Consider the following 26,242-nt stretch of genomic DNA (forward strand, 5'->3'; position numbering starts at 1 on the left):
AGGGAGATGAATGACTTGTCAATAATCTTATAATGCAGGTGAAGAATATGGTAAAGAAAAAACGAGTCATGATAACAGGTGCAGCGGGCAATATGGGTGGCGAAACATTGAAATTTCTTAGAAACGATTTAGCGAAATGTGAGCTGTTACTCTTTGATTTAGACAATTCAACCAGCCGCCAAAATCTGAAAGAATATGAGAGACTAAGTGGCGTTAAAGTAGTCTATGGCGATTTACTAGACTGCGACCTTGTCTATGAATGTGTGAAAGATGCCGACATTGTGCTTCATATAGCAGCCTTTGTATCTCCTGCTGCAGATGAGTTTCCCGAGCGAACGATGCAGATTAATTATGGTTCAGCGAAGAACATCGTCGAGTCCATCAAGAAAAGTGGTCGTGCCCATGTAACGCGTTTCGTAAATATCGGTACAATTGCGGAAACGGGTGACCGTATGCCGCCAATCCATTGGGGACGTGTGGGCGACCCTCTCAAACCAAGTGTGTATGACTACTATGCCGTTTCGAAAATTGCCGCCGAGCGTATGGTAATTGAATCAGGACTAAGCTATTGGGTGAGCCTCCGCCAAACAGGTATTATGGGGCCAGCGATGAGCAAGATAGAAGACCCTATTATGTTCCATAACTGTCTAGAAAATGTGCTTGAATACGTATCAGATCGGGATTCAGGACGTTTAATGCGAAACCTCTGCATCTCGGATATAGACGGAGAACTAAATGAAGGATTTTGGCAACATATTTACAACATTGGCGGGGGCGAGAGCTGTCGAGTCAGCACGCTTGAGATGTATCAGGTGCTTTATGGTAAGTTAGGTTTAACAAATCTTGATTATGTGATAGATCCTAAATGGTATGCAACACGGAATTTTCACGGACAATATTATCTGGACTCTGATAAGCTGGAGGACTATTTTCACTTTCGCCGAGATTCAATAGATTATTTCTATCAAAGCTACCTCGATAATCTAGGCACACTTGTGCCTGTTGCGAAAGTCATCACTAAATTGCCCGGAGGTCAAAAATTGATGGGTGCGATGATTAAGCGGGCGATGAAAAAGCAAGCAGTAAAAGAGCGAGGAACGATACGTTTTATCGAGGAAAATGACATTGAGAAAATAGACGCTTATTGGGGCAGCAAGAACAACTGGGAGGCGATTCCTGCAAAGGTGTCTGAAATGAAGAAATTCGCGGATTGGGATAAAGTCATCAAACTTGACCACGGGTATGATGAGAATAAGCCAACATCGCAATTAAATCTTGAAGATATCAAGGGTGCTGCGAAATTTCGTGGTGGTGAATGTCTTTCAACAGATATGGAAACGGGGAATTGGGCAGGCAAACTTGATTTCAAATGTGCGTTCGACCATACCTTTACGGCTAGCCCCAAGCTTATGCTAGAAGGTGGACATTTCTGCCCGCAGTGTGAGCTCGAAAGCTGGAATTACAAAGAACGTGCGAAGCGTGAACCGTTCTTTGCTCAGGTTTGGAACCCTATTCAAAGTAAGGCAGACGGACGCGAGTATATGAAATCGTATCAGAATTAGATGGTATTACCTCACTTCTGATATGTTAATACTTCATACAAAGGTTGATCTTTTTGAAGATCAGCTTTTTTGATTTCATAAAGAGGGAGAGAATAAAAGCCTATTTGTTGACAAATAGTCTAATTAGACTAATATTATAAACAGTCTAATTAGACTATTGAAGAGAGGATGAGAATAATGATCAAATCATTTCTAATGATTGGACAGTCAAATATGGCTGGACGAGGATTTATACATGAAGTACCCCCAATTTATAACGAGAGAATCCAAATGCTACGTAATGGCAGATGGCAAATGATGGCTGAACCTATTAATTATGACCGTCCTGTTTCTGGAATAAGTCTGGCAGGATCATTTTCGGATGCATGGTGTCGTGAAAATGAAGAAGACATCATTGGCTTAATTCCTTGTGCTGAGGGTGGGAGCACCATTGATGAATGGGCTGTAGATGGGGCACTTTTTAAACATGCATTACAAGAAACTAAATTTGCTATACAAAATAGTGAATTATCGGGGATTTTATGGCATCAAGGAGAAAGTGATAGTAGCAATGGCAGCTACAAAGTCTATTATCAGAAATTACTTATAATGGTTACGACGCTTAGAAAAGAGTTAGATGCTCCAAATATTCCATTTATAATTGGTGGCTTAGGAGATTTTTTAGGCAAAGAAGGATTTGGGAAACATTGCACTGAATACGAGTTGATGAATCAAGAGTTACAAAAATTTGCTTTTGAACAAGATGATTGTTACTTTGTTACAGCTTCAGGTTTAACTTCTAATCCGGATGGTATTCATATCGATGCAATATCTCAAAGAAAATTTGGGTTGCGATATTTTGAAGCTTTTATTAATAAGCAGCATGTACTTGAGCCGCTAATTAATGAACAGGAGTTGTTAAGTCTCCATGATGCAAGAACCTACACTAAAGCGGAAAAAATGTATATATTGAGTATGGATTTTGCATGGGGAAAAATATCATTTGACGAATTTCAAGCCAAGTTTATACAAATCAACAATGATTAAACCTAGTAGCATTTTGACGGAGGCGTTGAGTTGATAATATTACTAATTTTAGGATTATTAAAACAAAATCCAGGGGCTCACGGTTATGAATTGTTATCCTTAATGGAAGAAAAACACTATAAATATATAGTGAATTTCACCAAAGGGTCCTTTTATTATAATCTTGGGCAATTAGTAGAGAAGAAGTATATTGTAAAAGTTGACCAAAGAGACAGCACCAGAGAGACACATAATTATAACATCACGGAATTAGGGGATAAAGAGTTTGAAAAGTTGATGTTCAAATATGGGTCTAAGACAGACTATATAAACCTATCTTTTTATGTAGCAATGTTATTTTCAGATGAATATAAAAAAGAAGAGCTAACTAAATTAATAGAAATACAAATCGAACAAACTAAACATAAGATTTCTTTAATACAGCTATCTCTTGAGAACGATGAAAATATCACTGCTTATTTCAAAAAAATGTTAGAAAATTCACTTTCCCACCATATAGTAAATGTTCAATGGTTTGAAGGATTGCTTGAAGATATAAAAAAAGAAAACTGATCACAGCTCAACGGTTATTCTAGTAACCTATTTGAACATACGTTTTTCTAGTTCATATAGATAAAGATCATGAATTTCTTTGTTTTCAATATCTTGACCTACAAAAAAAACTAAAGTTGGGTCACTCACGGGATATGCATAAGTAAGGTATGTTCGGTGCATAAAATCATAGTCCATCTTTTTTAACTTGAAGTCAATTTGATACTTATCTTCTAAATAGACTTCGAATTGTTTTTTATGGGCTATGGACTTCCATGGTAATCCGAAGAATAAAAAGTATATTCCTATAAGGAATATCAAAAAAATTATTAGAATGAGCGATTTTTTACTTAGAATGGGGTGTTTCATATATTAATAACCCTCCTTGTAAAATAAGACAAAAGCGAGCCTCTAAAATCACTTTTAGGCTCGTTTTGCGTTTCGTGAATTGTATTTACTTATTTTAGAATCCTGCCCACTACTAGAATATATTTTAAATAGTCGCCATAATTGCCTGCTGTAAACTCCGTTTTCTGCTGAAATACTTGATCTTTTGTGAGGGCTGGACGATCGTGCAAGCGAACTTACAGTAAGTATATGATAAAAAATGTAATAAGGATGTAAGTAATTTTGCCCGCTACATACTACGAGTCATTAAAGGTTCTGGAAACAATCAACAACATACTAACGGTACCTGTAAAAAACATTTTGACATATCTAACAGGTACCGTTATAATAAAAACAACAGGTACCGTCACAAAGATTAACAGGTACCATACAAACTTTATGGAGGATCCAATATGGACATGAATACTGAATTATATGAAAAACTCGCGAAACTGCAATGGCTGCTGCAACGACAACACTTAAAAACACATGCGGCTGTTGGCCCTATGGCCGACACATCCCGCGGGCAAGGCAGGATACTGGCATTTCTCCGGATGAAAGATGGTATCAGCACCAAAGATTTATCCTATATGCTGGACATCCGTGTATCATCCCTCAATGAATTGCTTGCAAAATTGGAAAAAGCCGAATATATCACCCGTAAGCCATCAGAAACAGACAAACGCATCATGTTGATTTACTTAACCCAAAAAGGAGAAGAGGAAGAGGGGCAAGAGATAGACAGCGTCAACATATTTTCTAGCCTATCTTCAGAAGAGCAGATTGCTTTCGGGGATTACTTAACCCGCGTTATTATGGCTTTAGAAGAAGAGCTTGGAACGGACGGTGAACGTGATGTAATGGCTATGTGGATGGAGGCTGCAAAGGAGCGTATGGGTACAGAGGAATTCGAAAAACTAATGGCCATGCGTGGACAAATGCAAAAAATGTGGGGGAATTCTAGGGACGAACGCTTTAGCGGAAGGTTCCCTGGCTTTGGCGGGGAAGGGCATCGTGACATGCGCGGATTTGGCTGGCCTTCCAGAGATGGAAGAAATTCGTCACCAGACCAGTCACATGAACCGGACGATAAGTAAGCAAAGTCTTTTCGTCAAACAGTAGCAGTGGCGTGCCTTTTACAAAGGAAAGCTGAACGGCAAAGGCGGCGCAATGACGTACTTTCTTGGAAACTGAAGAACAGTTAATTTCGCACACCAACCCCGTAAAGTCGATGTTACGGTACGGGGTTGTTTGTTGCTGCGTCATGGTTCATATTCAATAAATAGTTAGAATTCTAAGTAAATTGAATACCAAATAGATGAAGAAAGTGGTGACCCACATGGATGCAGAAAACCTCCATTACTTTGAAAAAGCACCCATCTCAAAAGCCGTAGCTCACTTCGGTATACCGATGATGTTAGGCATGTCAATGAGTGTCATATATTCCATCTTGAATGCCTATTTCCTTGGCACACTGGGCAATACGGCTATGTTAACCGCACTTGCACTAACCTTGCCGTTATTCGCGATCATTATGGCTCTAGGAAATTTGATTGGCATGGGCAGTGGTACATTCATCTCCCGCTTGCTAGGGGAGAAAAAATATGATGATGTAAAGCATGTATCTTCATTCGCTTTTTATAGCAGTTTAGTTATCGGTCTTATCGTGATGGCTGTTGGCCTCCCGTTGATTGATCCAATTGTTCATGGTCTGGGAGCGACGCCCGACTCCTTCGGATTTACAAAGGACTATGTAACGATTATGCTTATTGGCTCACCATTCGTTGTATTATGCTTCACATTGGAGAATATCGTTCGCTCGGAAGGTTCAGCAATCACATCGATGATTGGGATGATTCTAAGTGTTGTCGTGAATATTATTCTCGATGCGCTAGTTATCTTCGTCTTCCATTGGGACGTGATTGGCGTTGCGACTGCTACGGTCATCTCTAACTTGGTTGCGAGCGCATTCTACGCCTACCATTTGGGTTATAAAAGCCAATTCTTAACTGTCTCTTTTAAATGGTTCAAAGCTACCAAGGATATACTGAGCAATGTATTCAAAATCGGAGTTCCCGTCTTTATAATGAGCATCTTCTTGGGTGCAATGTCACTCATATTGAACCATTTTCTAGTCGAATATGGAGATCAAGCCATAGCGGGGTTCGGAATTTCATCCCGTTTATTGCAATTACCTGAGTGTATTCTGATGGGTTTATGCGAGGGAGTCGTGCCGCTCATTGCCTTCTCTTTTTCAGCGAATAAATTACGCATGAAGCATACCATCGGATTCACGATCAAAGCGATAATAGCTTTAGCTGTCGTGTTCGGCGTTATCGTCTATCTGATTTCCGACCACTTAATTGGCTTATTTACGAATGACCCGCAATTAATTGAGATGGGCAGCTACATTCTGCATGTGACATTCTTATCCTTGTTTATTACAGGAATGACTTCGTTGTTTACCGGGATCTTCCAAGCTACAGCGCAAGGAACTGCTGCATTTATAATGTCAATTATTCAAGGAGTTACTCTGATTCCTGTGTTGTATATAGCCAATCGAATGAATGGTTTCCATGGTGTGGTCTGGTCGCTCGTCATTTCGGATGCCGTTGCGTTCCTTGTTGGTGCCATCATGCTGTATGTTCTGCGGAACAAGATGCAGCCCGATTTAAATGCTTTAGCACAGTAGAATACAGAGTCTTAAGTTGATATATTAAGTTCATCTTCTAATATAAATTTTACAGTATAAAGGTGGAGCCTAGAGTATGGTTGATTTTGAATGGTATAGAAGCTTTTGCACAATATATAAGTATCAATCGATTTCTGAAGCCGCAAAAACCCGCATGATGACGCAGCCAGCCATGAGTCAGCACTTAGCCGCCTTGGAGGCGGAGGTGGGAGAAACTTTATTTATTCGGTCGACTAGAAAAATCACCCCAACAGAGCGGGGAAAGGAGTTATATTCCCAGCTCGCTCCACTTATAGAATCATTAGAGAATACGACAATGAGCTTTAAATCGGCTTCTTTGCCTACGCTGAGTGTGATCAAGCTGGGAGCGGCGCATGAGTTTTTTAGTGAAAAAATACTGCCACGGCTTCCTGAATTTAATACATGTACCATTTCGCACTTTGGAACCGCCGAGCAATTGCTAGAGCTCCTGAAGGAAGACAAGCTAGACATTCTCATTATGTCAAAAAGGTTCCAAACTCCCGGTATCGAGTATTTGAAATTAATGGATGAAGAGTTTGTTATAGTAGCTCCAAGCAATTATGAAATCCTTGAATTTGATAATCTAAAGCTTGAAGAGCAATGGCTCTCTGAACAGAAATGGATCAGCTATGGCTTGGAATTGCCGATAATTAGAAGAATTTGGAGAGAACATTTTAAGAAACGTCCTGAAATTAGACCTATTCATATCATTCCTAATTTACACATGATCCTGAAGACAGTTGAGCTCGGGGTGGGCTTGAGTGTCATACCTACATACCTCTTGCGAAACTCGTTAAAAGAAGGAAAATCAAAAGTTGTTTTTAAGCATTTAAAAGTAAAAAACGAGTTATATATCGCTTATCAGTTAAAGAATAAGCATTTGCCTCTGATTCATGAGATCATATCTATCCTAAGAGAAAAGAAGATGGATTAGCTAGTATTATTTATAAAATAATTTATGAATAAATGGTTATTTCATAATTTGTTTTATTTATGTTTTGGAGCTTACAATAAAGAAGCAGCAAAATTAATAAATAATTGATACTGGCACCATACTTTGTCGAATGGACAAGCATCAACAGCATAGATGAGGAGGAAATATTATTATGAAAGTGTTTATCACAGGAGCTTCAGGCTATATCGGCGGGTCGGTGGCTAAAGGTTTACTTGATGCCGGGCATACTGTCTTCGGTCTGGTTCGCAATCCCGATAAGGTGGAAGCATTAAGGGATATTGGTATAGAGCCTATACTCGGCACTTTGGAAGATACGGATACGCTAACGAAATATGCTAAGCTCAGCGATGCAGTAATTCACACAGCCGATTCAGATCATTTGCTGGCAGTTGAAACTTTTATAGCTGCTCTACGTGGAAGTGGAAAACCATTTTTGCATACATCGGGTTCAAGTGTGGTAGGGGATGATGCCCGTGGCGAAACGGCGAGCGAACAAATTTTTGACGAGGAAACACCATTTGTGCCTATGGATATTAGAGAAAACCGCGTAGCGATCAACAACCTCGTACGCAAGGCTGGAATTGAGGATTGGGTGAGAAGTATCGTGATAGTCCCATCTATGATTTATGGTGATGCACTAGCGTTACCTGTGGAAAGCGATCAATTGCCGCAAATTATTCGCAAGTCGAGAGAGCTACAGGCAGGCGTTCACGTAGGTAAAGGCGTAAATCGCTGGTCTAATGTCCACATCAAAGATTTGGTACAACTGTATGTATTGGCACTTGAAAAAGCACCGTCTGCATCGTATTTCTTTGCCGAAAATGGGGAGGAATCTTATGGGGACATCGCCAAATCTGTCAGCGAGGCGTTAGGCTTTGGGGGCAAGACCATAAGCTGGCCCGCAGACGAAGCGATAGCAGAACTTGGAGACTGGGCGCGTTTTGCTATCGCCTCGAACAGCCGTGTGCGTGCCACCCATGCAAGAAATCTACTTGCTTGGGCTCCGAAGGAAGAGTCGCTGCTTAGCTGGATAAAAAATAATTTGCAATAATAAACCACTGAAAAATGATTCCTCCATGTTTAAATTTGACGATTACCACGAATAACATATACGCAAAAGAAGCCGCCTACAAGGTGGCTTCTTTTGCGAAAAACGTCATAAGCTAGCCTATCTTAAAAAGAACAATAGCTAAATTTTAACACTGACTTCTCCATTTGAAAGATATTCCTCGTCACCATTTTCATATCTGACTTTCAGATGGCAATCGTTATCGATATCAATGGCTGTTGCCTTAAGCTGTTCATTATTCTTTATCACTGTTACGGGTTTGCCAAGTGAAATTAACCGTTTTCTATATTCGGTAAGAAACAATCTGTCCGTTAATTGCTCATAATATCTCATGAAATTGTTCAGTACTTCTGCTACCAGTCGGTTGCGGAGATCACCATAAGAATTGTTTTCAGAAATTACAGTTGTTGCAATCTCGGTAAGGTCGTTAGGAAAGCCGTCGAACGGTAGCGCTACATTGATACCAATACCAAGAACGGCATAATCAAGCCAGCCGTTTTCCAGTGACACGGATGCTTCAGTAAGAATCCCACACACCTTTTTACCTTCCATGAAGACATCATTCACCCATTTAATCTGCGTTTCTTTACCGGATACGCTCTCGATGGAAAGGGCGACTGCAACAGCGGCGCAAGTGGTCAGCAGAGCGGAATCTGTTGCTGACAGCTTGGGACGCAGCAGGATACTCATATAGATACCCGTTCCCGGTGGAGAAAAGAATTTTCGGCCCATTCTCCCGCGTCCAGCGGTCTGTTCTTCGGAAAGGATCACCTTACCCTCAGCTTCTCCATTTGAGGCAAGGCTTTTTACGGCTTCATTCGTTGAAGATAGTGTCTTAAAGACTTCTAAACGTAACTTTTTCCCCTGGGTATCCAGATATTTTGAAATTGCACTTGCAGATAGGATATCTGTTTGAGGTGACATGGAATATCCTTTATTAGTTACAGCTTGTATGGAATATCCGTCTGTCTGTAACGATTTTATGGCTTTCCAGACAGCGCTGCGCGTCACGGATAACTGAACGGCTATTTCCTCGCCAGAAAAGTATTCACCCTTATTACTGTCGAGCAAGGCAAGAATATGTTCTTTTACTGTCATGAACTTAAACCTCCAAAAGTATAACTCTCCGACCAAAACCCATTGAATATAATAACATCCAACGATTGCGACTGAATACTCTAATTCTATATAACAATTGGAAAAACTCAAGCTTGGTATTTCACTCTATTGTAAACCTTTAAAAATATTATGGTTTACAATCAATAATATCTCCATTATAATTCAGCTTACTGGACGTATTTACTAACCAGAATACAATTATTTATAACCAATGGAGGTTAAATTTTTGAAGACAAAAGAACTTATTTATGCTGCATTATTCGCAGCACTTATCGCGGTGCTGGGCATGATTCCGCCCATCCCCCTCGGCTTCATCCCCGTTCCGATCACTGCCCAGACGCTTGGCGTCATGTTAGCTGGAGGTTTTCTGGGGAAACGGATGGGGGCCCTCAGTCTAGTCATTTTCATAATTCTGGTAGCCATTGGACTGCCTGTACTGACTGGTGGCCGCGGAGGAATCGCAGTGCTCATTGGTCCTTCTGCAGGATACATATTTAGCTTCCCGATCGCGGCCGGCCTTATCGGCTGGTATTCTGAAAAAATCTGGCCGAAGGTCCGAACTTGGAAGCTGATAGCGATCAACATAATCTTTGGTGTATTACTAGTGAGTCTGATTGGTGCACCAGTCATGGCATTAATAACCAATACGTCGATCTGGGCTGGACTTGTCGGAGCGTTAGCCTTTCTTCCGGGGGACATCATCAAAGCCGTTATAGCAGCCGTCATAACGATGCAGCTGAAAGCAATTAGCCCTATTGAAGAAAAAACACAAATATAAAGTGATGTGAAACTCGGGTAAATGAAACCCGGGTTTTTTTATTGAAAAATAATATGGTTATAGATGTGAATTTGTTTATACTATAAAAATTAAAATGAAATTGAAATAGGGTGGATAACAATGGATAAGGGATTTAATTTAGCTAGCCAACTATTAACGCTGCTTGATACGGAACAAAGATGGTTTACCTTAGCCGAAGTAGAAAAAAGTTTAGGGATCTCAGATAAGACCATACGGAAGATGGTGGAGGAAATCAGTAAGCAATTACCCTCTACTGTAACCATTGAAGTTTCTAGAGGTAAGGGAATCGTTCTTCTACGTGATGGGCAAAGTACGATAAGTGAAGTGATTTCTTCTATGTTCAGACAAACCATTTTTTATCGGCTGATGCATTTATTGTTTACGAATGCTGGTCGAATGTCTGTGGAGGAATTTTCTGAAGCCATGTTTATGAGTACCTCGTCTTTGAAGAAGCTGATTGTGGAATTAAATAACAATGATCTAAAAGCGTATAAGTTACGCATTAGTTACTCTACACCTGTGATCAAAGGGAATGAAATGAATATTCGATATTTTTATTGGAATTTATATTGTGATGCGTATGAGTTTACAGGATGGCCCTTTGCGAATGTCGATTTTGCTTATATAAATCAGTTGATCACAAATATAGAGAATGAGAATAACATTGTATATTTTATCAATTCCAAAAGGAAATTGTCCTTTTTGTTGGCAATTGTAATAGAAAGAGCTGGGAAAGGAAATTGTGTAACCATCGACGAAAATGCATCCCCCTGGGAAAAGGGGATGTTTTATATACCAGTGAGAGCCATAGCAGAGCGTCTTGAAGAAAAGCTGTCTATCGAATTTCCAAAGAGTGAAATATTCTTTATGCAATCCATGGTTAGTCTCAGCCAATATCATTATTACGAAGGGTCAGAGATCACTCCGATTAAAGAAGTCGAATTACACAAGGATAAAGAAGAATATCAAATGGGGAATCTGCTTCTAATGTTGTTGGCAAAGGTATACCCGAACTTGGATATGCATGAACGATTTATCTTGGAGATTTACGGGTTCTTTGACAAGTTATTAATCGAAAATGCCATTCCGGAATGGATGATGATTTCAAAAAGTCATTTAACAACATATGTAGAGCAGGAGTGCCAGCAGATTTATCAAGAAATGCAAACCTGTATGCAAACGTGGAATAAAGCTTACCCTTCCGTTCTCTTCAATAATTTTCATTTAACAAAACTAACCTTAATTGTCCGCTCGAGTTTACGTTATAAGAGTAAGAGGGCTTTCTTAGTGATCGGGGAGGAATTTTCAATTCGTCATTACATAGCAGATTTGATAAAGAAGGAAATTGGGGATCAATTGATCCTTAATACCTCCATTATGAAAGGGCTAACTGACGAGATCATGCAGCAAAATAATATTGATCTTGTCATTAGTAATATCCCGGTTGCACTAAAGACCGTGCCTGTTGTTATTATTTCTACGATCCCTTCTAAAAGAGATTTGGACAATATCCGTAAAGAATTGCTTTTATAATTTGACCAATTATTTTCCGTTACCTACGTAAGTTTTTGGTCTAGTTTGTAATGTTAAAAAACCTTATGCTCAATCTAGTTTCGAAACTGATTTTACTTGAGGGCAAGTGGAAAGCGATTTCGGTAAACCTCAGTTTACTATTAAAAGTTGGAGGAAGAACTATGAGTAGGCATTTAGGTGCAAATAAGGGAGAAATAGCAGAGCGCGTTTTGCTCCCAGGAGATCCTTTACGTGCAAAATTTGTAGCAGAACACTTTTTAGAGGGGGCTAATTGTTATAACGAAGTAAGAGGGATGTATGGATACACTGGAATATACAAGGGTGTACCGGTGTCAGTTCAGGGGACAGGGATGGGAAATCCATCGATGAGTATCTATGCTACAGAATTGATCGTCGATTATGAAGTTAAGAAATTGGTTCGCATTGGTACATGTGGTGCGATGCAAAGTGAAATTAATATCCGCGATATTATAATAGCCCAAGCGGTGTCTTCAGACAGTAATATGACGGAGAAGATCTTTCATGGTTGTAATTTTGCACCTACAGCAGATTTCTCATTGTTAATGAAAGCGTATCAACAAGCACAAGCTAAAAATGCAAATGTTTTTGTTGGTAACATTTATAATTCTGATGAATTCTATCGTGAAAATTTAGATCGACTTCACAAGTTTATGGATTTTGGTGTATTAGCAGTAGAAATGGAAAGTACAGCCTTATACACTTTAGCCGCTAAATATGGTGTAAAAGCGTTATCGATTTTAACAGTCGGCAGTCAATTGCTACGACAGGAACACCTGACTCATAAAGAAAGTGAACAATCCTTTTATGAAATGGTCGAAATAGCCCTTAACACAGTCATTGATGGCTGATTTATGGATAAGAGCAGTGTTGTTAGAAAAGAGAGTGAGAAAGAAATGAAGGTAATACTGTCAGGATTGCAGTGGATGATTTTTATGATCGCTGGTGCAATTGCTGCACCCATTGCTATCGCAGATTTATATAACTTAACACCCATAGAGACTTCCGGGCTTATCCAGAGCACAATGATTACTTTAGGGATAGCTGGATTTTTACAAGGCCTGACGGGTCATAAATTCCCTATCCATGAAGGTCCGGCAGGGTTATGGTGGAGCATTTTTACGATTTACGCAAGTTTAGTGGGGGGGCTTTATTCTTCTAACAATGGTGCTTTACAAGCTTTAAGTGGGGCAATGATCATTAGCGGTGTGTTATTTATCCTAATTTCAGCATTTAAGCTAATGGATAAAATCGCTCGTCTATTTACTCCCACCATCACTTTTATTTATTTACTTTTATTGATCTTTCAATTAAGTGGATCTTTTATGAAAGGGATGATGGGGATTACCATAGCCCACACCACGTTAGATGTTAAAGTATTCATCCTTAGTGTGATTGTGGTTTGCATTACCTTTTGGTTAGGAAAAAGTCGCTTTGTAGTACTCAGCCAGTTTTCAATCATTTTCAGTATATTGATAGGCTGCCTATTATTTATTATCTGCGGTAATATACCAGTGTTTTCTCATGCGGATACTATATTTAAGCTACCGAAAATATTCCCATTTGGCAGACCTCAATTCGATGCTGGGACAATCACTACTGCATTTTTATTAACGCTGTTATTAATAACCAATGCAGTTGCGTCGATCCGTTTGATGGAGACCGTTATGAAACAAAAGCAAGTGGATCATCATCGTTATTTACGCGCCGGGTTTACTTCTGGAATTACGCATCTTATTAGTGGCGGTTTAGGAGCGGTCGGTTCTGTCCCTATCTCGGGAGCGGCAGGATATGTTGAACAAACAGGGATGAAGGAGCGCAGATCATTTTTAATTGGATGTTGCTTTGTGATCTCAATATCCTTATTTCCGCCAATGATGAATGTTATATCAGCGATTCCAGCTCCCATAGGCTATTCCGTTACCTTCGTCATTTTTGTGAAGATGGTCGGACTAGCGCTAAAGGAATTGAAGAAGGTCATTCATGAAGAACGAACATTTATCGTTAGTGGAATTTCCCTTTTAGTGGGTGTGGGATTAATGTTTATCCCTTCATCAGCTACGGCCCATTTATCTCCGATCGTGATAGCCATTTTAAATAATGGATTAATATGCGGAAGTCTGTTGGCGATTATTTTGGAACAAGGGTTAATGTGGAAAGATGCATTTCGATATGAGGATTCCAAGAAAATTAACCGATAATTTGGAGGGCTAAAAATGCATTATCTAATTTCTATTGCTGGTTTGGTTATTGTTCTATTACTGGCATGGCTAGGAAGTAACAATAAGAAAAAGATTAAATATCGACCAATCATTGTAATGATTGCTATTCAGATCGGTTTGGGATTAATTATACTAAAAACAAGTATAGGTGAATTCTTAATTAAAGGGTTTGCCGATAGTTTTGCAAAATTACTTGGATACGCCAATGAAGGGACTGACTTTGTTTTTGGTGGGATTGCAAATGAAGGGGCCCATACATTTTTCCTTTATGTTTTGATGCCAATTGTTTTTATGTCGGCATTAATTGGGATATTGCAGCATTACAAAATTCTCCCGTTCATTATCAAGTATATTGGTTTGGTACTAAGTAAAATTAATGGCATGGGCAAATTGGAGTCTTATAATGCAGTTGCAGCCGCAATTGTAGGACAAAATGAAGTGTTTATTTCGGTGAAAAACCAGCTTGGATTATTACCAAAACATCGCTTGTATACATTATGTGCGTCTGCAATGTCGACGGTATCCATGTCAATTGTTGGTTCATATATGACGATGCTAGAACCTCGGTATGTAGTAGCTGCATTGATATTAAACCTATTTGGCGGATTTATCATTTCATCCATCATTAATCCGTATGAAGTTACACCTGAAGAAGATATTGTTGAAGTTCAGGTAGAAGAAAAACAAACGTTTTTTGAAATGCTGGGCGAATATATTATGGATGGCTTTAAAGTAGCCATAGTAGTTGGTGTAATGTTGGTTGGTTTCGTTGGGATCATTGCATTAATTAACGGGGTCTTCAGCGGAGTATTCGGTATCTCGTTTCAAGGAATTTTAGGGTATGTCTTTGCACCCATTGCCTTTCTTATCGGTGTCCCATGGCATGAAGCTGTTGATGCAGGCAGTATCATGGCGACAAAGCTTGTTGCGAATGAATTCGTTGCTATGCTTGACTTTGTTAAGATCCAAGATGGTTTAAGTGGGCGTACTACAGCCATTGTCTCGGTTTTTCTAATCTCATTTGCTAACTTTGGGTCCATTGGTACCATTGTGGGTGCAGTGAAAGGCTTAAATGAAAAACAAGGGAATATTGTGGCTCGATTTGGATTAAAACTGTTATTTGGCGCCACACTTGTAAGCGTTTTATCCGCTCTGATCATCGGTATCATTTTTTAGTTAAACTTAGCGGATTTTCGTCATCGTTATGAATTCTGCACAAGACATCTTTGTATATAAAAAGCCGCTTTCTTAGCGGCTTTTTTTGTTGTGATTATAGAACAATTATTAAGATAGGAAATAGGAATAACAATAATTGATTATCAAATGGGTTAATTAAAGAAGAACTGCCAGTTTTTACTCTTTTTCCGAGTCAGATAGCAAAAGTATTGACAACCTGTATATACAGGTTTAAACTGTGTGAAGTGTTTGAACTTGTATATACAGGTTTAATATTTGACATAAAGTAATTCTTTTGGAGGTGTTCAACTTGAGTAAGTCCCAGTATTCGGAGTGGTGGCGCCGGTCCACGGTGTATCAGGTGTACCCGAAGAGCTTTAAGGACACTACAGGCAACGGAACAGGAGATATTAAAGGACTTATTGAAAAATTAGACTATTTGCAGAAGCTTGGAATTGATATTGTCTGGTTACAGCCGGTCTATGTCTCGCCACAACATGATAACGGTTACGATGTTGCGGATTATGAAAATATCAACCCGGATTTTGGTACGATGGAGGATTTCGACGAGTTAGTACAGGAACTGCACAGACGTGAAATGAAGCTAATGATCGATATCGTGGTTAACCATACTTCAACAGAACATGAGTGGTTCAAACAGTCCATTTCAAGCAGAAACAATCCCTATCGTGATTACTACATCTGGAAGGACCCCGCTCCGGACGGTGGCTTACCCAACAATTGGCAGTCGAAGTTCGGAGGTCCTGCCTGGCAGTTTGATGAAGCTTCGGGACAAAATTATCTTACTCTCTTCGATAAAACCCAGGCGGATCTGAATTGGGAGAACGAGAAGGTACGTAGAGCAGTGAATGATATGATGCTATTCTGGGCTAAAAAGGGTGTCGACGGCTTCCGCATGGATGTAATTAATTTAATCTCCAAGGATCAACGCTTCCCTAACGATGACGGGAGTGTTCCACCGGGGGATGGACGCAAGTTCTATACTGACGGTCCACGGGTTCATGAATACATCAAAGCGATGTACGAAGAGGTATTTGGTCCGTATGAGATGGTGACGGTCGGAGAGATGTCCTCAACTACATTGGAGCATTGCATCCGATACTCGAGTCCTAAAGAGCGGGAATTTTCCATGACTTTCAATTTTCATCATTTAAAAGTCGATTATCCGAATGGACAGAAGTGGGAGCTAATGCCCTATGATTTTGAGGCGATGAAAAGCTTGTTCACAGAGTGGCAGACCGGAATGCAAAAAGGTCAGGGCTGGAACGCCTTATTTTTTAACAATCACGATCAACCGCGTGCCCTCTCCAGATTCACTGATGATAAGGTCTACCGTGTAGAGAGTGCCAAGCTGCTTGCAACAACTCTACATGGCCTTCAGGGAACACCTTATGTGTATCAGGGAGAAGAAATCGGGATGCCAAATCCGGTATGGAAGAGCATCGATGAGTTCCGTGACATTGAGTCACTGAATATGTACCGTATTTTGTGTGAACAGGGGAAAAGCCCTAAGACTGCCCTGAGTATTCTTCAGGAACGTTCACGGGACAATTCCCGTACGCCGATGCAGTGGGATGAAAGCCGAAATGCCGGATTCACCACAGGTACTCCATGGCTGAAAGTTGATGAGCGGTATTCGGACATCAATGTGCAGAAGGAGCTAGCCAATCCCGATTCCATCTTCCATCATTACCGCAAGCTGATTGCGCTACGCAAGGATTATGGGATATTCATTGAAGGTGTATTCAAGAGACTCGATGATGGTCATCCTGAAGTGTTCGCTTACGCCAGAACAGGTGATGGAGAGGCGCTTGTAGTGGTCTCGAACTTCAGCAGTAAAGAGATTACCTTCCGCTTTGAAGATAGTCACTGGGCAGAGTTATCATCAAGTGGTAAAGACGAGCTTCTGATTGGAAATACAACAGAAACACCTGCATTAACACAAGAGCTTCAGCTTAGTCCTTATGCTTCCTACATGTGGTTAATCCGCTAACGAGGTGTACTTGAGAAGGAGCACAAATCAATTATGTAAGGAGTGAAAATATGGCTATAGACCGCAAAAATGTTGAGGATATTGTACGGGCAGTTGGGGGCAAGGAGAATATAGAGGTTGCGACACATTGTGTAACCCGGCTGAGATTCTCGCTGTATGATGAGAGCAAGGTGGATTCGGAAGCCTTGGACCGCAACGAACTAGTAAAGGGACAATTTTCTAGCCAAGGGCAGTTTCAGATCGTTATCGGACCGGGAACTGTAGATAAAGTATACGATGAAATGATTCAGATCACTGGCGGTTCTCGTTCTTCCAAAGATGAAGTGAAATCCGCTGCTGCCCGAAAACAGAATCCGCTGCAGCGTGCGATCAAGACGCTAGCTGATATATTTATTCCTATTCTTCCAGCTATCGTAACCGCAGGTTTGCTGCTTGGGATCAATAATATTTTGACCGGGCCTGGTATCTTCTTTGATAATCAGTCGCTGGTGGATGTCTATCCCGCATGGAAAGACATTGCTGCGATTATTAATACGATTGCCAGCACAGCTTTTACCTTTTTACCAGCACTTATCGGTTGGGCAGCTGTTACACGTTTCGGCGGCAGTCCTCTGCTCGGGATCGTTTTGGGTCTCATTCTCGTGCACCCAGATCTATTAAGTGCCTATAACTATGCAAGTGCTTCCACTGAGGGTACTGTTCCAACCTGGAATTTGTTCGGCTGGCATTTGGAGAAGATCGGTTATCAGGGACAAGTATTACCAGTGCTGGTTTCGGCCTATATTCTGGCAAGGCTGGAGAAGTTCCTCAACCGACGGGTGCATGATTCCATTAAACTGCTGGTTGTTGCGCCAGTGACTTTACTGATTACAGGTTTTCTGGCCTTCACCATTATCGGACCGGTTACGTTTGGCATTGCCAATGCCATCACCTCTGGCCTGATCTTTGTATTTGATCATTTTGCGCTCCTTGGTGGCTTGATTTACGGAGGATTCTATGCGCTTCTGGTCATCACTGGTATGCATCATACCTTCTTGGCGGTTGATGTGCAGCTCATCGGCAGCGAGGGCGGCACTTTCCTCTGGCCGATGTTAGCGTTATCCAATATTGCACAAGGTGCCGCGGCACTGGCAATGATGTTCGTAGTCAGAGAACAAAAGGCAAAAGGCTTGGCGGCTACATCTTCAGTCTCTGCATTCCTCGGTGTGACGGAGCCGGCGATCTTCGGAGTGAATATCCGCTATCGTTATCCTTTCATCTTCGGGATGATCGGCTCAGGGATTGCCGGTATGCTTCTTACCGTTAATCAGGTTCGCGCTTCTTCCATTGGCGTAGGCGGGATTCCCGGCTTCCTTTCGATATTCCCGAACCAGTGGGGCGTGTTCTTCATTGGCATGCTTATTGTTCTCATTGTGCCATTTGTCGCTACTGTACTCTACGGCCGTTCTGTGGTGGGGCGTTCCGAAAAGAACTCAGCTACAAAGGCTACTACTACTGTGAGCGAGACAGACAATTTGAACAGCCACCCTACAGTTCAAGAGTCACAGGAATCCGTGAATATTCTGGAGCTTATCTCTCCGCTCAGTGGAACTGCAGTATCCCTAGAACAGGTGCCTGATCCTGCCTTTGCCGAGAAGCAGATGGGCGAAGGCATTGCAATCGAACCTTCTGAGGGTAAAGTATATGCACCCTTTGATGCTACAGTAGCTCATGTGATCAAGAGCAAACATGCGCTTATATTGGAGCATGCTAGTGGTGTACAAGTACTCATCCACGTTGGAATTAATACCGTGTCGCTTAAAGGCAGTGGTTTTACCACACATAAGAATATTGGCGACAAGGTGCAGGCAGGCGAGCTTCTGCTAGAATTTGATATGGAAGCTATCCGCGCAGCAGGTTACCCTTTGATTACTCCAATCATCATTCCTGCAGGTCAGGATATGGTGGAGAAGATTGAGGAGAAGACTGGACCAGCTGCAGCTAGACAATCTAGCATCTTGACTATTCATCTCAAGGGTTGATACAGGCTATATTGGCAAAGACTTTATATTACAGAAAGACAGCCCCTGGGGGGCTGTCTTTCTGTAAATATAAGAATTCATATGTTCCACGCTATAAATTCCCCTCCAATTGAATCGATGCTTCTAAAGGCATGACGTGATACAATAAAGGGCGGTGATCAAAATTGAGAGAAAATAAATATTTGCAAATTTATAATGAGTACAGCAACCAAATTCTTTCTGGACAACTGCTGCCGGGAACCAAGCTGCCCTCTGAAAGTGAACTTGCTGAAGCTTACAGCACTTCACGAGAGACCGTTCGCAAAGCGCTGAACCTGCTGTTCCGTGAAGGATACATTCACAAAATTAAGGGCAGAGGCTCCTTTGTGCTTGATATGACGAGAATGGATTTCCCCGTTACCGGTCTGATTTCATTTAAAGAGATGGCCGATACTTTGGGTACTGCCTCGCGGACACTGGTAGAGCGGACGATAAGTGAGCCGGCAGGCTCCGCGCTCGCCAGACACCTACAGATTCCGCCTGAAACCCTGGTTTGGAAAGTTATTCGTGCCAGAGAGATTGAAGGCGATCGGATCATTTTGGATAAGGATTATTTCCGGGCGGATATTGTTCCATTCCTAAGCGAGGAAATCGCGGAAGGCTCACTCTATGATTATCTGGAGCAGGAGTTGGGTCTTAAAATCAGTTATGCGAAGAAGCTGATATCCGTTGAGCCTTCTACCGAGGAGGATCATAGACTGCTTGATTTGAAGAGTTACACGCATATTGTAGTAGTACGAAACTATGTTTATTTGGAGAACACGGTGCTTTTCCAATATACCGAGTCCAGGCATCGACTGGATAAATTTCAGTTCGTGGATTTTGCTCGAAGGGTGAAACGTTAAGCTAAGCTTAAAGAGGGGTGTCCCAGTTTGGGATACGCCTTTTTTTCGCGTCAGATGGTGTTATTGGTGTGAATTATTGAAATTTGAATAGTTGAGCGTGTCAAAGTTGACTGGAAATCTGTGCACTGCATTCCTTCAATATTTTACTTACCGCACGGTCTCTCTTTCGGTTCAATCGTGCAGCAGGGCCGGATATAGCCAATGCAGCGATCACTTTACCATTATAAAATATAGGTGCAGCAACGCAGCGTAAACTCACTTCTGTTTCTTCATCATCAATGGCGTATCCTTGTTGACGGATTACATAAAGATGCTCTTTTAATAAATGGTTGTCGTCAAAAGTATGCTTTGTTGCTTTGTACTGGGTAAGATGTGTAAGCATTTCTTTTAGTTGTTCATCACTTAGATGCGCCAGGATTACTTTTCCAAAGGCACTGAGATGGGCATAAGCAGAATCACCCACGTGTGTGTGGCTACGGATGGCATGATTGCTCTCCACCACTTGTACTGTCATGACTTTCATACCATCTAAAATCCCAATATATGCGGTTTCGCCAAGTTCATTCGCTAATTGATGCAGGGATGGAATAACTAACCAATTAAGTCGAGTGTTAGCAGATGATGAATGGTGCCCCTTTAATTCAGAAGCTTTGTACGTGTGACCTTCTTTTTGAATAAAACCTGTCAATTCCAGCGTATAAAGCAGACGAAAAGTTGTTGACTTATTAAGGTTAAACCGGTGCATAATCTCAGTCAATCTCATGGGTTCACCTTGCTGCAGAGCGTCTAGAATGAGTAGACCTTTTTTTAGGGTTGCAACCTCATATTGATCCATTGATTCACCTCAAAACTATAATTGAATTATTGGCATACAAATAAAAACATTTAATTCCATTTTAGCTTATATAAAGTAACATTATACTGGTTAGTTCTTTCGCCAGAGAACCTCAACGCATTTCAATGAATTAGTCTGTTCTACAAAGGGGTTATTTGGGAAACACAAAGATTACATCGAAAATGGCTCTTGATGAACTATTATGAATGAAAATGAGAGGGGTTGAGCTTTACGCCTAACCCTCTCATTTATATTAAAGTAGTTATGGTCATGACCATAACTATGACACTTATTCGCCTTTTAAAAACAGGTGAATGCCCTCAACTGCATAAGCATGATCTAACTCGCCGGTCAAACCCCCGACTGTTACGGACCCGACAACCCCAACACCTTTGACACGGATGGGAATAGAACCACCCACTGCTTGATACTCTGACGTGGAAAGCAGGGAGTGTTCTGTGTGAGAAGCACCACTTTGGATAAAGCGTTGCTCAATGTAGGCAGAACTTCGGTTATAATGATCAACGATCCGTTTTTTGCGAAATAACCATTCGTAGTTTTCTTCCGAAGTACCATCCATTAGATGCGTAAACACGGGAACTCGGTTACGTTCAATATGCACGGCTACCGCTACTTTGTTATCTTGGGCACACTGCACAATCCGGTTGCCAATAGCGAGTGCATCTTGATGGCTAAAACTTGTGAATTCCAATTCCTTCTCTAATAGGTCTAATGCTTTTAAATCCATTTATCCTCTCTCCTCAACATAAAGATTCTGTTTCTTATCCATTTTGTAGTTTATAGCTGCGAGTAAAAAAGCCAATCCAGCCATAATTGAACCGATCCAGGCCGTATCCATAATATACAAATGGTCTACTGCAAGCCCACCTAATGTAGAACCAGCAGCTATCCCAATATTAAATGCAGAGATGTTTAATGCAGAGGCGACATCCTTAGCAGAAGGTACCATCTTATCTGCAAGCATTAGAATGTAAGCCTGTACGCCGGAAGACATCATAAAAGCGAAGAACCCCATTAATATAAGGGATAAAATGGTGAACGTCTTGTTGGGTAGCAGCCATATTTGCAACAGCAGAGCAATGCCCTGAAACAGGAATACAAATCGGAGCGACTTTACAGGATGTCCATTTGCTAATTCCCCCCCAATAATATTCCCAATTGCCACAGCAACTCCGTAAACCAACAGCAGCCATGAAATAGACGAGGCTGAATATCCACTTATCTCTTTAAGGATAGGAGAGATATACGTAAATAAGGCGAAGGTTCCGCCGAAACCCAGTACTGTCATTAGCAGTGCAGCGATGATACGTGGATTGGCAATCAGACTACCAACATCTCTAAGGCTCGGTGAGTGAATTGAACGCGGAATTTTTTCCACGGCAATAATAGTGACAAACAAAGCTATTAGTCCTAATACTGCAACCACCGCAAATGACATCCGCCATCCAAATTCCTGACCGATATATGTCCCAAGGGGAACACCTAGAATGGTAGCGACGGTTAACCCGGTGAACATGATGGAGATGGCGGTGCCTTTTTTGTTAGTAGGGACCATATCTGCGGCCACTGTAGCTGCAACAGCGAAAAACACACCATGTGCAACAGCTGTAATTATCCTTGCTAAGAGCAAAATGGAATAGGTAGAAGCTAACGCTGCCAGAGCGTTCCCTGCAGTGAATACGATCATGAGGAACAGTAGATATCCTTTTTTAGGAAATTTACCTGTAATAACAACGATAATCGGGGTTCCAATAGCAAGGGCAATTGCATACCCAGACACCAGAGTCCCAGCTTGTGTAACCGATATGCCAAGATCTGAAGCTACCTCTTGCAGAATACCAACAATAACAAATTCTGTTGTTCCAATGGCAAAAGCACTTAGTGCAAGTGACATTAGTGCTATTAAGATTTTTGAATTCATACTTTCACCTCCTTTATGTAGGTCAATATTAAGAGAGAACTTGAATAAGCTCAAATAAAGAGAGAAAGTTTCTATAAAAGAAACTTTCTCTCGGTGGATACAATGATATTACCAATTAGAGTATCGAATGGTGGTCTTTTTTATTGAACGAAGCGATTATAAAATTGTCATCGACCTACAATGTCTAGAGTTATTCATGTGGTAAAATTAGGATAAGTGAATCTTGGGAGGCGAGTAAATTGAGTCTCGATCTTGTGATGATCATTTTTCTACTGTTCTTAAATATTCCAGTATATAAAGTATTGTTTCGCGTGTTCTTTGTGGATAATGATGATTATAACGAAACGATCAGACATACTTTTACACCTAACATCGTTTCATTATTCCGAGGAGAGTATTGGAAGGATAGAATGAATACGGCAAGACTTCAGTTTTTTATTATTCTTTGCGTTGGGATCATTGTTTTAGAATACCTTGTTTTGAATAAAGTATTTGAAATTCTTGCATAAGCACCGCTCTATTATGGAAAACTTCTGTAGTGCGAATAAACTGCATGATTCCATTTTGGGAGGATAGCATTATGACAAATCAGGATCCGCAGGAGCTTCTTAAGAGTAAACACAAGCTAGATGAGCAAAAAAGGCAGTTCACAAATTTTGCCCGAAGTGTTTCCGGTCATGGTGAAGTAGAAGCAGGCCAGGAATTCAGTAATGATCGAGTGCCTGACGATCAAAACCGCATGAAATCTGTTGAGAACAGACAAGATTGACGTTAAAAAAGCTATTAAATAAGCCGATCCTTTTCTGGATCGGCTTATTTAATAATTATTACGTTGTAAGGTGTTGTTTCAATAGGTATCGGATGCTAGAGTTTTCTTGCTTTAATTACAGAAGTTACAGGAAGCATTTTTGCTTTTTTTGAAAAATCGCTTTTATCGTCCCGCAACTACATAAGTTATCATCAGATTGCTCAATCATTTGCTCAATGACAAATCCCTCTTTAGTGAGTGCATTTACATAGGTTGATAATTTACTATCGGATCCGATTATGTTAGCGTACTTTCGTCAAGAGATACTGAATACCAAGATTCATCGAAATAACAATTTTTAAAAACTAGAATTTCATTTTCTGTATAGACACACAGGCTCCGTTAACCGCATTTATGTTTCCAATTTCAATAGCAATGATGTTTCTGTGATCAACGGAGTAACAGGTGCGGTGATAGTAGTCATCCCTGTAGGCGTGAATCCTCCGGGGTAGCCATAAACCCGTTAACCAATCGTATTTATGTTGCTAATTTGAACAGCAACAACTATCCGTTATGGACGGAGCGGTCAATACCTCTACCAATGCTATCTATGTTGCCAACTTTAATGATAATACTGTTACTGTCATTGACGGATTAACAAACACTGTGGTGACTACCATTATTCCCGCCGGCGGTTCTCCTTTTCCAACGGGGATAGGTGTGAATTCCTTAAACAATTCTATTTATGTAGCTGAATTCAACTCGGATATTGTTACCGTCATTGACGGGGTTACGAATATGGTTACCCAGGCTGTGATTAGTGTTATTCCTGTAGGTGCACGTCCGTTCTCAATCGGTGTAAATCCGTAGGAGGCAAGGACAAAGAATTTAGTACACTCTAAATTCTGTTCTTCATATTACCGCAGGGGGTGAATTATACGATGGAAATAACATCGGCAGAAGAAATCATGATCCTGTTGTCGAGCATGGGTCGTGATTGCTGATTATACACCTTATTCCTGGGATTGGGGTATGGTATACTTCAAGATCTCGATAGTGAACATTACCATTTTGTTAGCTGAATTAGGCATCTTCTTTTTACTTTTTAAGAAGCGTGAGAAGTTACCTTTGTATGTAATCGTGCGATGGTGGCATTACTAACTATGTGTATAGGGGGAGATAGGCTGTGAGCTTGTAGATTTTCAAGGTATTGGGAATGGACTAGTGTATTCGATAATCTGAAAAAATTAGCTACTTCCCATAAATCTCATAGGCGGCTGGTTCTTTCATCCGTCGCACCGCCAGTTTTAAGATGGAGGGACAAGAACATAGTCCCTTTAAAAGTCGCTAAAACGGCAGCTTATTTTGCCTAACCGTATATACACAGTTTCTTCCTCCCGCTAAAATGTACTCCCCTCGTTCAATATGAACATTATTTCCTAGAACAGTTTTAAATAGATGCAACTCATTCTTACATAACCCGGTACACACAGCAGCAGCTTCACAGATCGGGCAATGTTTCTCAATGAATAAAAGACTGCCATCTTCCTGCTCCTTAACCTCGGCCATATAACCTTCATTTGTTCGAATCTCGGCCAGCTTCTCCAGTTTCTCTCTAACGTCTGTTGTATCACCAAGATGCTGAAGATATTGTTCTTGCATATTCTTATTTCGAACAGCCAGCAGCTTGTCCAGCCCCTCATTTCCGAAAGCTTCTTTCATAGAATTGATCAAACTGACGGATAAATCCGAATATCCGCTTGGAAAAAACCGATCGGCCGCGGGAGTTAAGATCCATAGCTTGGTGGGTCGACCCATGGGACGGGACTCTTCTTTGTTAGTTACCAACCCTTCTTCTTTCAGCGCATTCAAATGTTGACGAATAGCCATTCCAGATAGCGAAAACTGGGAGGAGAGTGCCATAACATCCATTCCCCCTTGCTGCTTTAACAGATCAATGATCGCTCTTCGGGTCTTGGTTGAGACATCCTTTTTGGTATGACTTCGGCTCAAGGTGCACCTCCTTTTGAAGCAACTAAATCTACATCACAGACTACATTTTAAACAAAAATGTTGACAAAGTCAAAGCTGAACTGTAGCTTAGACATTATAAACAAAAATGTTTACTAAGTGTCGGATACGATGTATACATACCAATTTTCTTGGAGGTCACATTTCATGCCTTCTAATCATCAAAGCATTTTCAGCCCACGTTATTTTGTACTATCCATAGGACGTATACCAAGATAGGAACGGGTATCCAATCTTTAGGTTTGAAAAACAAATAACCGAAGGAGGAGTTTACAATGATCATCGAGGTCAGTGATAAGGCATCAGAAAAAATCGCCGAAATCTTATTAAGTGCGAATATCCGAAATCCATTCCTTAGAGTGGGTGTTGATGAAGGGGGATGCAGTGGATTATCCTACACCCTAGTCGTAGATGAACAGCAGGCAGAAGAGGACATTGTATTAAATAAAAAGGATTTTAGTATATTGGTTCACCCGAATAGTATTGCATATATTGACGGGCTTGAAATTGACTATGAAGAGAGTGGAATGGTAGGCGGATTCACTATGAATAACCCTAATGCAAAAGCTTCATGTGGATGCGGAGCCAGTTTCAGAATGGCCAATTATCGTGGCGAAATAAAAAAATGTGATTAAACAGCAGAAAGGAGAGAAGAGG

At 40.9% G+C, this 26,242-nt stretch carries 25 protein-coding genes and 1 pseudogene; 20 read left to right on the plus strand and 6 right to left on the minus strand.

Annotated elements, in window-relative coordinates; genetic code table 11:
- Positions 1–47 precede the first annotated feature (47 nt).
- The 7 genes from MKY99_RS15205 (at position 48) to MKY99_RS15235 (ending at position 8,225) form a co-directional block, all read left to right on the plus strand.
- Complete coding sequence (locus MKY99_RS15205) at positions 48–1,562, plus strand: NAD(P)-dependent oxidoreductase (RefSeq protein ID WP_339264734.1); 1,515 nt, start codon at positions 48–50, stop codon at positions 1,560–1,562.
- A gap of 177 nt (positions 1,563–1,739) precedes the next feature.
- Positions 1,740–2,588: a sialate O-acetylesterase gene (locus tag MKY99_RS15210; protein ID WP_339264736.1), complete on the plus strand. Its 849-nt coding sequence runs from the start codon at positions 1,740–1,742 to the stop codon at positions 2,586–2,588.
- Positions 2,589–2,618: 30 nt separating this feature from the next.
- On the plus strand, positions 2,619–3,140 hold the full coding sequence (locus MKY99_RS15215) for a helix-turn-helix transcriptional regulator (RefSeq protein WP_339264738.1): 522 nt from the start codon (positions 2,619–2,621) through the stop codon (positions 3,138–3,140).
- Positions 3,141–3,919: 779 nt separating this feature from the next.
- On the plus strand, positions 3,920–4,603 hold the full coding sequence (locus tag MKY99_RS15220) for a MarR family transcriptional regulator (protein ID WP_339264741.1): 684 nt from the start codon (positions 3,920–3,922) through the stop codon (positions 4,601–4,603).
- Between the two features lie 242 nt (positions 4,604–4,845).
- Positions 4,846–6,198, plus strand: coding sequence for an MATE family efflux transporter (locus tag MKY99_RS15225; RefSeq protein ID WP_339264743.1), 1,353 nt, complete (start codon positions 4,846–4,848; stop codon positions 6,196–6,198).
- Between the two features lie 76 nt (positions 6,199–6,274).
- A complete protein-coding gene (locus MKY99_RS15230) occupies positions 6,275–7,153 on the plus strand; it encodes a LysR family transcriptional regulator (protein ID WP_339264745.1) in 879 nt (292 codons plus the stop codon).
- A 172-nt stretch (positions 7,154–7,325) separates the two neighbouring features.
- Positions 7,326–8,225 (plus strand): NAD-dependent epimerase/dehydratase family protein, encoded by a 900-nt coding sequence (locus tag MKY99_RS15235; RefSeq protein WP_076283745.1) that lies wholly within the window; start codon positions 7,326–7,328, stop codon positions 8,223–8,225.
- Between the two features lie 138 nt (positions 8,226–8,363).
- Here the strand turns inward: MKY99_RS15235 and MKY99_RS15240 are convergent, their stop codons facing one another.
- The gene (locus MKY99_RS15240) at positions 8,364–9,341 is read right to left on the minus strand and encodes a biotin--[acetyl-CoA-carboxylase] ligase (RefSeq protein WP_339264748.1); all 978 of its coding nucleotides are present in this window, start codon (positions 9,339–9,341) and stop codon (positions 8,364–8,366) included.
- 247 nt (positions 9,342–9,588) lie between these two features.
- Here MKY99_RS15240 and MKY99_RS15245 point away from each other — a divergent pair, with 247 nt between their 5' ends.
- The 8 genes from MKY99_RS15245 (at position 9,589) to treR (ending at position 20,029) form a co-directional block, all read left to right on the plus strand.
- Positions 9,589–10,140, plus strand: a complete 552-nt coding sequence (locus tag MKY99_RS15245; RefSeq protein ID WP_339264750.1) for a biotin transporter BioY — start codon at positions 9,589–9,591, stop codon at positions 10,138–10,140.
- A 120-nt stretch (positions 10,141–10,260) separates the two neighbouring features.
- Complete coding sequence (locus MKY99_RS15250; RefSeq protein WP_339264752.1) at positions 10,261–11,694, plus strand: helix-turn-helix domain-containing protein; 1,434 nt, start codon at positions 10,261–10,263, stop codon at positions 11,692–11,694.
- 161 nt (positions 11,695–11,855) lie between these two features.
- Entirely contained in the window at positions 11,856–12,563 is a 708-nt protein-coding gene (gene deoD / locus MKY99_RS15255; protein ID WP_339264754.1) for a purine-nucleoside phosphorylase, read from the plus strand.
- Positions 12,564–12,566: 3 nt separating this feature from the next.
- A complete protein-coding gene (locus MKY99_RS15260; RefSeq protein WP_339264756.1) occupies positions 12,567–13,913 on the plus strand; it encodes a purine/pyrimidine permease in 1,347 nt (448 codons plus the stop codon).
- A gap of 15 nt (positions 13,914–13,928) precedes the next feature.
- The gene (locus MKY99_RS15265; RefSeq protein WP_042188403.1) at positions 13,929–15,110 is read left to right on the plus strand and encodes a NupC/NupG family nucleoside CNT transporter; all 1,182 of its coding nucleotides are present in this window, start codon (positions 13,929–13,931) and stop codon (positions 15,108–15,110) included.
- A gap of 310 nt (positions 15,111–15,420) precedes the next feature.
- Positions 15,421–17,124, plus strand: a complete 1,704-nt coding sequence (gene treC, locus MKY99_RS15270; protein ID WP_339264758.1) for an alpha,alpha-phosphotrehalase — start codon at positions 15,421–15,423, stop codon at positions 17,122–17,124.
- A 50-nt stretch (positions 17,125–17,174) separates the two neighbouring features.
- Entirely contained in the window at positions 17,175–19,145 is a 1,971-nt protein-coding gene (treP, locus tag MKY99_RS15275; protein WP_339264760.1) for a PTS system trehalose-specific EIIBC component, read from the plus strand.
- Positions 19,146–19,309: 164 nt separating this feature from the next.
- Positions 19,310–20,029, plus strand: coding sequence for a trehalose operon repressor (gene treR / locus MKY99_RS15280; RefSeq protein WP_042188406.1), 720 nt, complete (start codon positions 19,310–19,312; stop codon positions 20,027–20,029).
- A 100-nt stretch (positions 20,030–20,129) separates the two neighbouring features.
- Here treR and MKY99_RS15285 read toward each other — a convergent pair whose 3' ends face one another.
- The 3 genes from MKY99_RS15285 to MKY99_RS15295 form a co-directional block, all read right to left on the minus strand.
- The gene (locus MKY99_RS15285; protein ID WP_339264763.1) at positions 20,130–20,864 is read right to left on the minus strand and encodes an IclR family transcriptional regulator; all 735 of its coding nucleotides are present in this window, start codon (positions 20,862–20,864) and stop codon (positions 20,130–20,132) included.
- A 289-nt stretch (positions 20,865–21,153) separates the two neighbouring features.
- Complete coding sequence (locus MKY99_RS15290; protein WP_042188408.1) at positions 21,154–21,612, minus strand: heme-binding protein; 459 nt, start codon at positions 21,610–21,612, stop codon at positions 21,154–21,156.
- A complete protein-coding gene (locus tag MKY99_RS15295; protein WP_339264765.1) occupies positions 21,613–22,806 on the minus strand; it encodes an MFS transporter in 1,194 nt (397 codons plus the stop codon).
- Between the two features lie 239 nt (positions 22,807–23,045).
- Between MKY99_RS15295 and MKY99_RS15300 the strand changes: the two genes are divergently transcribed.
- The gene (locus MKY99_RS15300; RefSeq protein WP_149645694.1) at positions 23,046–23,315 is read left to right on the plus strand and encodes a hypothetical protein; all 270 of its coding nucleotides are present in this window, start codon (positions 23,046–23,048) and stop codon (positions 23,313–23,315) included.
- Positions 23,316–23,386: 71 nt separating this feature from the next.
- A complete protein-coding gene (locus MKY99_RS15305) occupies positions 23,387–23,575 on the plus strand; it encodes a hypothetical protein (protein ID WP_339264768.1) in 189 nt (62 codons plus the stop codon).
- Positions 23,576–23,670: 95 nt separating this feature from the next.
- Here MKY99_RS15305 and MKY99_RS15310 read toward each other — a convergent pair.
- Positions 23,671–23,947, minus strand: a pseudogene (locus tag MKY99_RS15310) (class I SAM-dependent methyltransferase); the annotation flags it as partial.
- A gap of 53 nt (positions 23,948–24,000) precedes the next feature.
- On the opposite strand from MKY99_RS15310, the gene MKY99_RS15315 reads away from it, so the two are divergent.
- Positions 24,001–24,066: a hypothetical protein gene (locus MKY99_RS15315; protein WP_231573487.1), complete on the plus strand. Its 66-nt coding sequence runs from the start codon at positions 24,001–24,003 to the stop codon at positions 24,064–24,066.
- A 61-nt stretch (positions 24,067–24,127) separates the two neighbouring features.
- The gene (locus MKY99_RS15320) at positions 24,128–24,424 is read left to right on the plus strand and encodes a hypothetical protein (protein WP_339264770.1); all 297 of its coding nucleotides are present in this window, start codon (positions 24,128–24,130) and stop codon (positions 24,422–24,424) included.
- Positions 24,425–24,901: 477 nt separating this feature from the next.
- On the opposite strand, the gene MKY99_RS15325 is transcribed toward MKY99_RS15320, so the two are convergent.
- Positions 24,902–25,567 (minus strand): metalloregulator ArsR/SmtB family transcription factor, encoded by a 666-nt coding sequence (locus tag MKY99_RS15325; RefSeq protein ID WP_339264772.1) that lies wholly within the window; start codon positions 25,565–25,567, stop codon positions 24,902–24,904.
- A 296-nt stretch (positions 25,568–25,863) separates the two neighbouring features.
- On the opposite strand from MKY99_RS15325, the gene MKY99_RS15330 reads away from it, so the two are divergent.
- Positions 25,864–26,220, plus strand: a complete 357-nt coding sequence (locus MKY99_RS15330; protein ID WP_339271660.1) for an iron-sulfur cluster assembly accessory protein — start codon at positions 25,864–25,866, stop codon at positions 26,218–26,220.
- Positions 26,221–26,242 lie beyond the last annotated feature (22 nt).

Source organism: Paenibacillus sp. FSL R5-0470, from assembly GCF_037975205.1.
Taxonomy (GTDB): domain Bacteria; phylum Bacillota; class Bacilli; order Paenibacillales; family Paenibacillaceae; genus Paenibacillus_AQ.